A 13,194-nucleotide genomic window follows, 5' to 3' on the forward strand; every position below is an offset into this window, starting at 1 on the left:
GACAGACTGACCAACGGAGGTACGGATGAGCCCGCGACCACGGATGTCGGACCTGGCCGCCAGCGCCGGTGTATCCGTCTCCACTGTCTCCCGGGTGCTCAACGGCAAACCCGGGATCCGGGAGAACACGCGCCGGGCGGTGCTCCAGGCCATGGCCGACTTCGGCTACGATCGTGAAAAATTGCAGCAACGCACCGGGGTGGTGGGGGTGATGGTCCCGGAGCTGTCGAACCCCTCCTTCCCCGCCTTCGCGGAGCGCCTGGACGCCATGTTCCAGCCCGTCCACCGCGCCGTGATCGCCGCAGCCGGTCCGCTGGGCGCGAACGAGTCCTCGTGCATCGCCACCCTCCTGGACCTGGGGGTCGACGGCGTGGTGTCCATATCGGGTGCCGCCGCCGACACCGAGGCTGACCTCACCCCCTACCTGCGGCTGGTGGAGGCCGGGGTTCCGACGGTCTTCATCAACGGCCACACCACGAAACTCGCCTCGGCCTTCGTGAACTGTTCCGATGCCGAAGCCGTCGCCGCCTCTGTCGCCCATCTGAGGTCGCTGGGGCACGAACGCATCGGGCTCGCCGTCGGCCCGGCCCGTTTCCTGCCCACCCAGCGCAAGTCGTCGGCCTTCTTGGAGCTGGGTTTCGGGAAGGACAGCATCGAACGCACCATCTTCACCCCGGAGGGCGGCCAGGTCGCGGCGGCGAGACTGCTGGCGACCGGGCACACCGCCATCATCTGCGGCTCCGACCTGATGGCGCTCGGAGTGATCCGTGAGGCCCGCTCCCGGGGATTCCGGGTCCCGGAGGACCTCTCCGTGATAGGTTTCGATGACTCCCCGTTGATGGCATTCACCGATCCCCCGCTGACCACCGTACGCCAGCCCGTCCAGGCCATGTGCGAGGCGGCCGTCTCGGGGCTGGTGCGGGCAATGGACGGCAACACCCCCGACGGTACGGAACTGGTTTTCCGGCCCGACCTGATCATCCGTCAATCGACAGGACCCAGAACATGACAGACAACCACGAGTGGTGGCGATCCGCCGCCATCTACCAGATATATCCCCGCTCCTTCGCCGACAGCGACGGTGACGGCTACGGGGACCTGCCGGGCGTGATCTCGAAACTGCCCTACCTCAAGGAACTGGGCGTGGACGCGGTGTGGCTGAGCCCGTTCTACCGCTCCCCCATGGCCGACGCCGGCTACGACGTCGCCGACTACCGTCAGGTCGATCCGCTGTTCGGTGCCACTACCGACGCCCACCGACTGATCGAGGAGGCCCACGCGCTGGGCCTGCGGGTGGTCATCGACCTGGTACCGAACCACACCTCGGACGCCCACGAATGGTTCCAGGCCGCGATCGCGGCCGAACCCGGCGCCCCGGAGCGGCAACGCTACCTGATCCGCGACGGCAGGGGCCCCAGCGGTGAGCTGCCTCCAAACAACTGGCGGTCGTTGTTCGGCGGTGAGGGATGGTCGCGGCTGAAGCGCCCCGACGGCACCCCGGAACAGTGGTACCTCCACCTGTTCGACGTCCACCAGCCCGACCTCGACTGGGACTCCGACCTGGTCAAGGAGGGTTTCGACGACATCCTGCGGCACTGGCTCGACCTCGGGGTCGACGGTTTCCGCGTGGATGTGGCGCACTCCCTGGTGAAAGCCGACGGCCTGCCCGACGCGGAGGAACACACCAAACAGGGCAACTTCAACCTGGGCCCGATGTGGGACCAGGACGGCGTGCACGACGTCTACCGGCGGTGGCGCAGGGTCCTGGAGGAGTACGACGGCGACCGGGTGCTGGTGGCCGAGGCGTGGATTCCCGACCCGGAGCGCCTGGCCCGCTACGTCCGTGCGGACGAGATGCATCAGGCGTTCAACTTCGATTTCCTGTCCTCCGCGTGGGACGCCGCCAGCTACCGCCGGGTGATCACGAAGACGATGGCCGCGAACGCCGCCGTCGGGGCGCCCACCACCTGGGTGCTCAGCAACCACGATGTGGTCAGGCATGCCACCCGCCTGGCACGCGAGGACACCTCCGACACCGAGGGCATCGCCGCCACCGACCCGCAACCCGATGCCGCGCTGGGCATCAGGCGCGCCCGCGCGGCGACGCTGATGATGCTGGCGCTGCCCGGGTCGGCGTACCTGTACCAGGGCGAGGAACTGGGGCTGCCGGAGCACACCACCGTTCCGGACGACCTGCGCCAGGACCCGATCTGGTTCCGTTCCGAACGCGACCAGGTGGGACGCGACGGCTGCCGCATCCCGATGCCGTGGATCGGCGACGCCCCCGGAGCGGGTTTCTCCCCGACCGGCCGGACCTGGCTGCCGCAGCCCGACTCCTACGCCTCCCTGGCTGCCGACCGGCAGATCGGGGTTCCGGGTTCGACCTGGAGCATGTACCACGACGCCCTGCGGTTGCGCCGCGAGCTCGGTTTGGGCCTGGGCGAACTCACCTGGGTGGATGCGGACGAGCACGTCGTGGCCTTCGACAACGGCGGGGTGCGGGTGCTGGTCAACGTGGCGGGCGATCCGGTTCCGCTGCCCGAGGGGGATGTGCTGCTGGCCAGCACCGAGCTGTCGGGAGAACTTCCCACCGACGCGGCGGTGTGGCTCCGCCGACGCTGAGAACACCCGCCGCGCGAGGTGCTGTGGCCGGGCCGGCTGTTCGACTGCCAGCGGTGGTTTCGACGCGGACCGCTCGTTCCTCGCGTCCCGGCCCAACCGGCTTCGGGGGTGTGAAAAGGCCTGGCCCGCGCGGGCCAGGCCTTTCATCTGTTTTGTTCAGTGGTAGGGCAGGGCCAGGCGGGTGCGGGCCTGGAAACGTCCGTGATGGACCGCGCCCGACGGGTCGGCCGTGAAGATGCGGGCCGCTTCCCGGGTCTCGCCGAGCCGCCGCAGAAGTTCCGACAGGCGTTCCGCCTGAGCGGTCAGCGACTCGATCTGCTCCTCGAGCGCCAGGATGCGCCGGATCCCCTCCAGGTTGATTCCCTCGTTCTGGCTCAGGTGCTGGATGTGGCGGAGTTTCGCGACGTCCTTCAAGGAGTAGCGCCGCCCCCTCCCCCGCGACCGTTTCGGGACCACCAGCCCGAGCCGGTCGTAGCCGCGCAGGGTCTGCGGATGCATGTCCGCCAGCTGCGCGGCAACCGAGACCGGGAACACCGGCGCCTCGGGATCGAAGGCCTGGGGCAGGTTCTTGCCCATGTCAGCCTCCGAACAGCGCGGCCCGCGGATCTTCCTGACCGGCCTTCTCGGCGTACTCCTGCAGCGCGTTCCTGGCTGCCTCGCTGAGCTGCTCCGGCACCTTCACCTGAATGGTGACGAGCAGATCACCCATGGTGCCGTCCTTCCTGCGCACCCCCTTGCCGCGAACCCTGAGGGTGCGACCGTTCGGGGTGTTCGGGGGAACACGCAGTTTCACCCTGGAACCCTGGAGCGTCGGGATCTGGATGTCGGCCCCGAGCGACGCCTCCGCGAAGGTGACGGGGACCTCGATGGTCAGGTTGTTGCCCTGCTGCCCGAACAGCTTGTGGGGGGTGACGTGCACGGTGACGTACAGGTCACCTGCCGCACCGCCGTTCTGACCGGCCACGCCCTTGCCCTTGATGCGGATCTTCTGCCCGTCGGTGACCCCGGCGGGGATCCGGACGTTGACGGTGTTGGTGGATTTCCCGCGCCCGGAACCGTCACACACCGGGCAGGGGTCGTCAACCAACAACCCGCGACCGCGGCAGTCGGTGCAGGGTTCGCTCATCGAGAACACCCCGCCCGACGTGGAACTGCGCATCCCGGAGCCGTCGCAGCCGGGACACACCTTCGGTAGCGTCCCGGGCTTCGCTCCCGTCCCGCGACACGCGCTGCACGCCTCGTCGGAGATGGTGCGCATCGCGACGGTGGTGCCCTCGACCGCCTGCTCGAAGGCAAGTTTCACCTCGCCCTCGATGTCGGCGCCGCGGCGTGGACCCCGTTGGGAGCCGCGCCGGGTTCCGCTCGACCCGCCGCCGAAGAGGTTGCCGAACAGGTCGCCGAAACCGCCCTGCGCCCCTCCCGCATTGCGGAACAGATCCTCGAAACCGGTGTTGCCATCACCCGAACCGCTGCGCCCGAAGCGGACCCCGGCACCGCCGAACAGGCTGCGCGCCTCGTCGTACTCCTTGCGTTTCTCCGGGTTGGAGAGGATCGTGTTGGCCTCGGAGGCCTCCTTGAAGCGGGCCTCGGCGGTCTTGTCACCGGGGTTGGCGTCGGGGTGGTTGTCCCGGGCGATCTTCCGGAAAGCCTTCTTGATCTCCTCGGCGCTGGCCTTCTTGTCCACGCCGAGAACCTTGTAATAGTCCTTTTCTATCCAGTCCTTGGTGCTCACTCATCGCCTCTCATCTGCGGGGGCCGAAACCACTGCTCCGGCCCCGTCCGCGGCTCAGCCCTGGCTCGGATTGGCGACGGCGACACGCGCCGGCCGGATCACGCGATCATTCAGCTGGTAGCCCGGCTGGATGACCTGCGAGACCGTGGTCACGGCGACCTTCTCCTCGAGGGGAACCTCCATGAGGGCCTCGTGATGGGTCGGGTCGAAGGGGTCACCGACTGCTCCGAAGATGACCAGGCCGTGCTTGGCCGCCACCTTCTCGAACTCCTCGGCCACCATCTTGAAACCGCCGTCCAGTTCCCCGTGGGACTTGGCCAGCTGGATCGCGTCGAGCACCGGCATCAGATCGGTCACGACGACCTCGATCCCCAGCTGCCGGGCCAGCGCCCGGTCACGGTCCACGCGCTTCTTGTAGTTGACGTACTCGGCCTGGAGACGCTGCAGATCGGCGGTCCGCTCCGCTGCGACGGTCTCCCAGTCGGGCGTTTCCTCCGCAGCCTCGTCCTTCTCCACGCCCCGCCGGGCCTCTGCCGTCCCGGCGGCCCCGGCGGGGGCCGAGGCGGCTGATTCGACAACCGCCTCGGCCTGCGCCACTACCTCATCGGGGGTTGGCTGCTCGCTCACTTGGAGTCCTCGTCGTCCACGATCTCCGCATCGACGACGTCATCCTGGGCGTCGCCACCGGGCTTCGAGGAATCGCCCTCGGGAGCCTGCTGCGGGGCCTCGGCCTTGGCCTGGGCGGCGGCGTACATGGCCTGGCCCATGGCGGCGGCCTTGGTGTTGAGGTCGTCGATGGCGGCCTTGACCGCGTCGTTGTCCTCGCCCTTCAGGGCCTCCTTCAGCTTGTCGACGGCCTCGACGACCGGCGCCTTGACCTCCTCGCCGATGCTGTCGGCGTTCTCGTTGAGCAGCTTCTCGGTGCGGAACACCAGGGCGTCGCCCTCGTTGCGCATGTCGACGCTCTCGCGGCGCTTGCGGTCCTCCTCGGCGTGGCTCTCGGCCTCGCGCACCATGCGGTCGATGTCCTCCTTGGCCAGCGCGGAGCCACCGGTGACGGTCATCGACTGCTCCTTGCCGGTGGCCAGGTCCTTGGCGTGGACGTGGACGATACCGTTGGCGTCGATGTCGAAGGTGACCTCGATCTGCGGGACCGAGCGGGGCGCGGGCAGCAGACCGGTCAGCTCGAAGTTGCCGAGCGACTTGTTGTCGCGGGCGAACTCGCGCTCACCCTGGTACACCTGGATCATCACGGAGGGCTGGTTGTCCTCGGCGGTGGTGAACACCTCGGAGCGCTTCGTCGGGATGGTGGTGTTGCGCTCGATGATCTTGGTCATCACGCCACCCTTGGTCTCGATGCCGAGGCTCAGCGGGGTGACGTCGAGCAGCAGCACGTCCTTGACCTCGCCCTTCAGCACACCGGCCTGCAGGGAGGCGCCCAGCGCCACGACCTCGTCGGGGTTGACGCCCTTGTTGGGCTCCTTGCCGCCGGTCAGCTCGCGAACGAGATCGGCGACGGCGGGCATGCGGGTGGAACCACCCACCAGCAGCACCTGGTCGATCTTGTCGACGCTGGTGTTGGCGTCCTTGATGACGGTGTTGAACGGAGTGCGGCAGCGGTCCAGGAGGTCCTGGGTCATCCGCTGGAACTCGGCGCGGGTCAGCTTCTCGTCGAGGTGCAGCGGGCCGGCCGCCGAGGCGGTGATGTAGGGCAGGTTGATGGAGGTCTCGGAGGCCGAGGACAGCTCGATCTTGGCGCGCTCGGCGGCCTCCTGGAGGCGCTGCCGGGCCATCTTGTCCTGCGACAGGTCGAAGCCGTGCTTGTTCTTGAACTGCGTCACCAGCCACTCGACGATCTTGGCGTCCCAGTCGTCGCCACCGAGCCGGTTGTCACCGTTGGTGGCCTTGACCTCGAAGACGCCGTCGGCGATGTCGAGGAGGGAGACGTCGAAGGTGCCACCACCCAGGTCGAAGACCAGAACGGTCTGCTCCTTGTCGCCCTTGTCGAGGCCGTAGGCCAGGGCTGCGGCAGTGGGCTCGTTGATGATGCGGTCCACGGTCAGGCCTGCGATCTCACCGGCCTCCTTGGTGGCCTGGCGTTCGGCGTCGGAGAAGTAGGCGGGAACGGTGATGACGGCGTTGGTGACGGCCTCACCGAGGTAGGCCTCGGCGTCCCGCTTCAGTTTCTGCAGGACGAAGGCCGAGATCTGCTGCGGCCGGTAGTCCTTGCCGTCGATGTCCACCTTCCAGTCGGTGCCCATGTGGCGCTTGACGGAACGGATGGTGCGGTCAGGGTTGGTGACCGCCTGACGTTTCGCCACCTCACCCACGAGAACCTCGCCGGAGGGGGTGAAGGCGACCACGGACGGTGTGGTGCGGGCTCCCTCGGCGTTGGGGATGACGGTGGGCTCGCCACCCTCGAGGACAGCGACGACCGAGTTGGTGGTGCCGAGGTCGATGCCTACTGCACGTGCCATGGGGTATCTCCTGATTCGTTGTGCGGCTAGCGCGTGTTGCCAATCCCAAGCCCCTTGAGTGGGGCGGACTCAACTATGCCACACGAACAAGTCACGTCGCAACTCAAAGTTGAGCCTCAGGGGCTCAACTCGGGTTCTGTCAGGGTTCCCCCGGGTCCCCCTGCGCGCACCGCGCGACCGGATGTGCGTGCCGCACCGGGAGGAGCCGACAAGGCCCCTGCGCGTGCCGCACGCGTCCCGGATCATCGATGCGGCGGCCAGGGCACCGGGGTGGTTCGTCCCCTCACAGACGCCATGTCCTCCTTCTCCTGTAGCTGTTCATGGCGCGGCTCTTCCGCCTCTCTTCCTTTTCCTTCTTCAGGTATTCCTCGACCCGGATGTTGAAGGTTCCCATGATGTGCCAGCCGTTGATGATGACCGCGCCGTTCGCGCCATCGCCATCGGCTTCCGATTCGATGTCGATCGCCGACAGGATGTTGAGGCTCTGGTTGATGATCTGCACCCGCCACGGGACATAGAGGATGATGGTTCCCAGCACGGATTTCAGGCTCAGCTCGATCACCACACCCGGGGCCATGATGTCCTCGATGTGGATCGTGCTGCTGCCCATCACGACCAGACTTCGTATCGTCGACATGCTGGGACTCATTCGGACCGTCCCCCGCTTCAGGACCATCACCTCGCTGTACGGGGACACCTCGTCCGCGACGATGATCCTCTCCGGCGGCGAGTCGGCCGGCTCCGCCCTGCGCCACTTGTCGCTGGCCGGGAGATCCGAGATGAGCCCGGACAGGTCATCGACGTAGCGGGCCCTGAGGCAGAACTGCCGCCTGTCCTCGAACTCCTCATGCCCGATCTGCCCTGCCGTGTAGGCGTTCTGAAGTATCTCGAGCACTTCGCCACGTTCGAGGTGACCAACACGCATCTGGACCCGGCGCGACCCCTTGGGCAGGTTTTCCGACATGAAAAGAAGCTTACGGCCATCACGGTCGCCCCACCCGACCTTTCCCGCAAGATCATGAAAAAGTTGAAAAGCGATCGAAATTCCCCGCGCGCTTTCCGCATCCGCGAACCCCGGATTTCGCCCCCATTGACCGGACTCCCCCAGAACCGGGCCACCACTTTCCCCGGCGCCACGGCCACGCCATCGACGCAGTGATCCATCGCTCAATCCGCGGCGGCCACGCCGGTTACCGTTGAGACGAAGGCACTGGCTGCGCAGAATGGAATTCCCCGGGACACCAATCCGATGAACAGATGGACAGGAGGTGGCCGGCAATGCGTATCCAGCCACTGAACGACGCCCTACTCGCGTACAACACCTACGGGGGCTGGGGGGTGCAACGCCCAGCACACGGAACCCTGGGCCGCTACAGTCCCGACATGACGAGGATGCTTCCCGACGGCCGCACCTTCGCACTGACGTTGCGTCTCGATCGCGCCGCCTATCAGCTCTACCGCGAGCTCGGGGCGAGACACGAACAGGCGCTGAACAATTCCTTGTTGTGCCCGGCATGGGCCGGCGTCCACAACGCACCCGGTCACGGTTCCTGGGAGATCGAGCTCCGAGCCCCCTCGTCGGACCGGGTGGAACTGGTCGCCATGCTGTGGCCGCAGAACGACAACGAGTGGCCCCTCGGGGAGATCAACTTCGTCGAGGGCCGCGTCGGAAGCGGTCAGACACTGACCAATCTCCACTGGCCCGACCCCGAGACCGGCAGCCCGGATCACTCGCCCGAGGAGATCCACCTCGACGTCACCCAGTGGCACCACTACCAGGTCGACATCGACCCGGGCCACGTCCGCTGGTTCGTCGACGGCCGGCTCCGTCGCGAACTCCTCACCCCGCACGCCCCGAACGACGTACCCGTGCACCTGGTCGTCCAGGCAGGGGTCAACCCCGCCATCCTGGAAGACTGGCATGACAACTTCGAGTGGGAGCAGACCATCATGTTCCGCCCCCTCCGGGTACCCCTGCTGCCACGCGCCTGACCGCGTGAAACCCGCCGTCCCCGACGTCGCCCGGCCCACTTCCCGGGCCTCGGCGAGGGGAAGCGGGCAGACTCCGCGGAGGCGGGACGACTCGCGGTTCTCCTCCGATCGAGGCCGTCGAGAACATACCCAAGGGATATCCGGGATCTCACGGCCGGATCTGTCACGCTCCCCTGGTGATCGGCTCAACCGGCCGCCACTTGGCGCCGGGTCGGGCAGGTCGCAGCGGAGTCGTCCCCGGCGAATTCCTCACCTCCCCTTCTCCCTCAACAGCACCGACGTGCCGCCCCAGAAGTTGAATCCCTTGATGATGAGCGTGCCGTTGGATCCGTCGCCGTCAGCCTTTTCCGAGACATCCACCCCGGCCATGATGTTGACGCTCTGGTCGATGACCCGGACCCCCTCCGGGACGTAGACGCTGTGGCCGCCCATGATCGAGCTCAGCGACAGCTCGATCTCCACCCCGGAACCCATGACCGCCTCGGTGCGGATCTCGTTGCCACCCCACAGGGCGAAGCTGGTCACCGCCGGGGTTCTGGCGTCCAGGTGGATCACCTTGCCACTCATGAAGGCGATCTCGTTCCTGACCGCGGCACCCCGGGTGACGACGGGGGCCGAGGCGGGGTTCGCAGGTCTCGTGACGGCGTGGTGCCATCCCGCACCTCCGGGCAGGTCCACGACGAGGGCGGACAGGTCGTCGATGTATCGGGCCCTGAGGCAGTTCTGCTGCCTCTCGTCGAACTCCTCAAGGGTGAGTTGACCCTCGCCGTAGGCGTTCTGGAGCACACCGAGCACCGCGTCACGCTCGGCGTCACCGATGCGCATCTGCACCCGTGGCGGCTGTTGAGGCAGGTTGTCCGACATGCGGCAAAGTCTACGGCCCGCGGCGGCACCCACACCCGGACTCCCGCCTGCACTCAAACCCTCGACGTCCCGGCACAGGCCAGCGGCACGGCGACGAACCGCTTCGACGCACCCCCGGGTCCTCACAGCCGAGGAGGCCTTCCGGGCCGGAATGTCACCGGAGCACACGCGGGGACGGAAGAAAAACAGCCCCCGAGCCGGCATCATGCCTGGTCAGAGGCTGTTCCAAACCGTGAGCCGCCCACGGGAATCGAACCCGTGACCTACGCTTTACGAGAGCGTCGCTCTGCCTACTGAGCTAGGGCGGCAGCGGAAACACACTATAGCGGCCGTCATCGACGGCAGCGAAATCCGCTGCACACCATCCCGGGGACGGCAGGCGATCGATCCCGGAGCCGCACCGGCGAGACGACCCGGACAACCCCGGCAACGGCAATCCCACCCCACGCATCTCGCGACACCGCACACCTTCTTGAAAAAAGCTAAATTAACCTTTCCAGAATGTGAGGATTGAGTTATCATTGCTTCATGACCAATCCTGATCTGAGTTCCATCCTGGACGATCTGGCAGCCGGTCGCATCGACACCGCCGAGGCGAACCGGCGCATCTCCGCCATCAAGAACAAGACCGGTGAAACACCCCGGTCCGCCCAGTCCGACCCGAAACAGGAGGAGGCCCCCAAGGGCAAACCGGGCGGCTTGACCCGGGTCTCGATCACCGCCGTCGGGCGTCGCGTGAGAATCGAGGGGGATTCGTCGGTCGCCACCTTGTCGGTGGAGGGCCCACACGTGCTGCGTCGCAACGGCGAGATGATGGAGGTCAGCTCCACCGGGGAGTTCGGCCCCAACCTGAACGGTTTCTCCCTCATCCGCCCACCCCGCAGCCTCGACGATCTCCGCGACATCGGTCTCGGCAAGGAGTTGCTCGTCAAGGTCAACCCGAAGCTGATCATCGACGTCGAGGCCACCACGGGCGGCGTGCGCAGCACCGGGGTGCCCCGGTTCGGACGCGTCCGGGTGACCGCCGGGGGATGCCACCTGAGCGACGTCGTCGAGGTCTCCGACCTGCTCAGCCAGGCCGGTGGTGTCACGGTCGAGGGTCCGGTCAGCCTGGGGCGTTCCCGGTTGAAGGTGGAGTCCGGGTCGCTGACCCTGATCCTCAAACCCGGTTCCAGCGTCACGGTGCACGCCGACGCGAAGTTCGGGCACATCCGCTGGCCCGAGGACAACGGCGGCGCCGACGAGGTGGTCTTCGGCAACGGCTCGGCCCGGTGCGACCTGACCGTCACGATGGGCCTGGCCACCGTCAAGAGCGAGGTGCCCGCATGACCTCCGAGCTGTACCGCGCCCCCGCCGAGTGCCCCGTCTGCGGCGAGGACCTGATCATCATCCGGAAGGGCTGCACACACTGCGGCTCCGAGCTGGCCGGAGAGTTCGCGTCCTCCCCCTACGACCGTCTCGACGCCGCCGAGCACGAGCTGCTGCGCGTCTTCCTGACCTCCCGCGGGAACCTGCGCGAGGTGGAGAAGCACCTCCAGGTCTCCTACCCGACGGCACGCGCCCGGTTCGACGCGTTGCTGATGAAGCTGGGCATGAGCCCCGAGAACCAGTCCGTTCCCCCGCAACCCGACGGGCCCGACCCCGACGAGCAGGGGGAAACGAAAGCCGCCACCCCGCAGGAACAGATCCTGGCGAGGGTGGCGACCGGTGAGATCAGCGCCGAGGTGGCGGCCCAGCTGATCGCGGGACTGGAGTAGCAGCGTCAGGAGGTGACCTTCCTGATGGTCACCGAGATGGTGCGGCCGTTGGGGGCGGCGTAGCTGACCTCGTCTCCCACGCGATGACCGAGCACCGCTGCGCCGAGCGGCGATTGTGGGGAGACGGCCTGGTCCACGGAGGAATCGGTGCCGAGGATCTCCCGCGACCCGAGCAGGAAGGTCTCCGTGTCGTCATCGTCGCCGAAGAACGCGACGGTGACGATGCGGCCGGGGCTGACCTCGTCGGGGTCGCCCTGGGCCTCGCCCACCTGGGCGCGTCGCAGCAGGTGTTCGAGCTGGCGGATGCGCCCCTCCATCTGCCCCTGCTCCTCGCGGGCGGCGTGGTAGCCGCCGTTCTCGGAGAGGTCGCCCTCCTCGCGGGCAGCGGCGATCCTGGCGGTCACCTCGGGGCGACCCACGGTCTTGAGGTGGGTGAGTTCGGCCTCGAGCTTGTCGTAGGCCTCCTGGGTGAGCCACACCGTTTCGGCATTGGTTTCGGACATCCCGACATGCTAGCACCGGCCCTTCCCTCCCCCGGGGCATCGCGGTTGCGCAACACCCGGGCCGGAAACGACCCGTTGCGACGGCCAGAACCGCGTTGAGCGCTGCTCAACCGGGGCATGCCGTTGCCCACCGCGAGCGCACAGGGCGTGACCCCCACGAGCCGGATTCGGCTGCTTCGCCCACGACCCGCCAGAATATCTTCCATGACCTCGCACTCCAAGGGCCCGTTGCGTCTGCTTCACGTGCACGCCCACCCCGACGACGAGTCGAGCAAGGGCGCCGCGACCACCGCCAAGTACGTGGCGGAAGGCGTGGAGGTCATGGTCGCGACCTGTACCGGCGGCGAGCGCGGTGACATCCTGAATCCCGCCCTGGCCGACAACCCCGAGATCCTCGCGAACCTGCCGGCCATCCGGGCCGAGGAGATGGCCCGTGCCCGCGAGATCCTGGGGATCGAACAGGTGTGGCTGGGTTTCGTCGACTCCGGCCTGCCCGAGGGCGATCCCCCGCCGCCGCTGCCCGAGGGGTGTTTCGCGCTGCAGGACGTCGTGGAGGCCGCGGGGCGGTTGGTCAAGGTGATCCGCGACTTCCGCCCGCACGTCGTGACCACCTACGACGAGCGCGGCGGCTACCCGCACCCCGATCACGTCCAGTGCCACCGCATCACCGTCGAGGCGTTCAGGGCGGCTGCGGATCCGTCGCTGTGGCCGGAGCACGGCCCCGCCTGGCAGGCGGCAAAGCTGTACTACCACATGAGTTTCCACCGACGCAGGTTCGCTGCCCTGGAGGCCCTGATGCACAAGCAGGGCATCGCCCCCAGCCATCCTGCACCGGCCCGCGACGACGATCCGTTCTCGGATGGTCGCCTCACCACGTTCGTCAACTGCGCCCAGTACTTCGAGATACGCGACGAGGCGCTGCGGGCGCACGCCACGCAGATCGACCCCCACGGGCCCTGGTTCGCGGTACCGCTGGCGATCCAGCAGGCGGGCTGGCCAACGGAGGACTACCAGCTGGTGATCTCGAAGGTGCCGACGATGATTCCGGAGGACGACCTGTTCACCGGGTTGCGGGAGGTACCCCTGGTGCCGGAGTTCATCATCTGAGCCTCCCCCAACGACCAGCCACCCGCTCCCGGGGTTTGCTGGCCTTACACCGGATTTGCTGGGCTTGTTCACGTTTGCCTGCGCTGTGAGGCCAGCGAACATCAATACGGCCAGCAAACCGGTGGTTGGGCCAGCAAACC

13 protein-coding genes and 1 tRNA gene are annotated in these 13,194 nt (G+C 67.4%); 6 read left to right on the forward strand and 8 right to left on the reverse strand.

What is annotated here, in order from left to right; all coding sequences use genetic code 11:
* Positions 1 to 25: 25 nt before the first annotated feature.
* A complete protein-coding gene (locus E0E39_RS12780; RefSeq protein WP_130875091.1) occupies positions 26 to 1,009 on the forward strand; it encodes a LacI family DNA-binding transcriptional regulator in 984 nt (327 codons plus the stop codon).
* On the forward strand, positions 1,006 to 2,622 hold the full coding sequence (locus tag E0E39_RS12785; RefSeq protein ID WP_130875092.1) for a glycoside hydrolase family 13 protein: 1,617 nt from the start codon (positions 1,006 to 1,008) through the stop codon (positions 2,620 to 2,622). The genes E0E39_RS12780 and E0E39_RS12785 overlap by 4 nt, the downstream gene beginning before the upstream one ends.
* Positions 2,623 to 2,778: 156 nt before the next feature.
* On the opposite strand, the gene E0E39_RS12790 is transcribed toward E0E39_RS12785, so the two are convergent.
* From E0E39_RS12790 to E0E39_RS15860, 5 genes are all read right to left on the reverse strand, one after another.
* Complete coding sequence (locus E0E39_RS12790) at positions 2,779 to 3,198, reverse strand: heat shock protein transcriptional repressor HspR (RefSeq protein ID WP_130875093.1); 420 nt, start codon at positions 3,196 to 3,198, stop codon at positions 2,779 to 2,781.
* A gap of 1 nt (position 3,199) precedes the next feature.
* Entirely contained in the window at positions 3,200 to 4,354 is a 1,155-nt protein-coding gene (gene dnaJ / locus E0E39_RS12795) for a molecular chaperone DnaJ (RefSeq protein WP_130875094.1), read from the reverse strand.
* Between the two features lie 54 nt (positions 4,355 to 4,408).
* Complete coding sequence (grpE, locus tag E0E39_RS12800) at positions 4,409 to 4,981, reverse strand: nucleotide exchange factor GrpE (protein ID WP_130875095.1); 573 nt, start codon at positions 4,979 to 4,981, stop codon at positions 4,409 to 4,411.
* Complete coding sequence (gene dnaK / locus E0E39_RS12805; protein ID WP_130875096.1) at positions 4,978 to 6,831, reverse strand: molecular chaperone DnaK; 1,854 nt, start codon at positions 6,829 to 6,831, stop codon at positions 4,978 to 4,980. The genes grpE and dnaK overlap by 4 nt, the downstream gene beginning before the upstream one ends.
* Before the next feature lie 283 nt (positions 6,832 to 7,114).
* A complete protein-coding gene (locus E0E39_RS15860) occupies positions 7,115 to 7,795 on the reverse strand; it encodes a DUF1707 SHOCT-like domain-containing protein (RefSeq protein WP_165444792.1) in 681 nt (226 codons plus the stop codon).
* Between the two features lie 314 nt (positions 7,796 to 8,109).
* On the opposite strand from E0E39_RS15860, the gene E0E39_RS12815 reads away from it, so the two are divergent.
* Positions 8,110 to 8,823 (forward strand): glycoside hydrolase family 16 protein, encoded by a 714-nt coding sequence (locus tag E0E39_RS12815; RefSeq protein ID WP_165444793.1) that lies wholly within the window; start codon positions 8,110 to 8,112, stop codon positions 8,821 to 8,823.
* Positions 8,824 to 9,072: 249 nt separating this feature from the next.
* Here E0E39_RS12815 and E0E39_RS12820 read toward each other — a convergent pair whose 3' ends face one another.
* The gene (locus tag E0E39_RS12820; protein WP_165444794.1) at positions 9,073 to 9,687 is read right to left on the reverse strand and encodes a DUF1707 SHOCT-like domain-containing protein; all 615 of its coding nucleotides are present in this window, start codon (positions 9,685 to 9,687) and stop codon (positions 9,073 to 9,075) included.
* 235 nt (positions 9,688 to 9,922) lie between these two features.
* Positions 9,923 to 9,995 (reverse strand) — tRNA-Thr (locus tag E0E39_RS12825).
* Positions 9,996 to 10,215: 220 nt separating this feature from the next.
* Between E0E39_RS12825 and E0E39_RS12830 the strand changes: the two genes are divergently transcribed.
* Together E0E39_RS12830 and E0E39_RS12835 are read left to right on the forward strand one after the other, a co-directional pair.
* On the forward strand, positions 10,216 to 11,016 hold the full coding sequence (locus E0E39_RS12830; protein ID WP_130875099.1) for a hypothetical protein: 801 nt from the start codon (positions 10,216 to 10,218) through the stop codon (positions 11,014 to 11,016).
* Complete coding sequence (locus E0E39_RS12835) at positions 11,013 to 11,444, forward strand: DUF2089 domain-containing protein (protein WP_130875100.1); 432 nt, start codon at positions 11,013 to 11,015, stop codon at positions 11,442 to 11,444. Before E0E39_RS12830 ends, E0E39_RS12835 begins: the two co-directional genes overlap by 4 nt.
* A 5-nt stretch (positions 11,445 to 11,449) precedes the next feature.
* Here E0E39_RS12835 and greA read toward each other — a convergent pair whose 3' ends face one another.
* Entirely contained in the window at positions 11,450 to 11,947 is a 498-nt protein-coding gene (gene greA / locus E0E39_RS12840) for a transcription elongation factor GreA (protein ID WP_130875101.1), read from the reverse strand.
* A gap of 204 nt (positions 11,948 to 12,151) precedes the next feature.
* Between greA and mca the strand changes: the two genes are divergently transcribed.
* On the forward strand, positions 12,152 to 13,054 hold the full coding sequence (gene mca / locus E0E39_RS12845) for a mycothiol conjugate amidase Mca (RefSeq protein ID WP_165444795.1): 903 nt from the start codon (positions 12,152 to 12,154) through the stop codon (positions 13,052 to 13,054).
* Positions 13,055 to 13,194 lie beyond the last annotated feature (140 nt).

The sequence above is a fragment of the [Pseudopropionibacterium] massiliense genome (assembly GCF_900607225.1).
GTDB classification, from domain to species: Bacteria; Actinomycetota; Actinomycetes; order Propionibacteriales; family Propionibacteriaceae; genus Arachnia; species Arachnia massiliensis.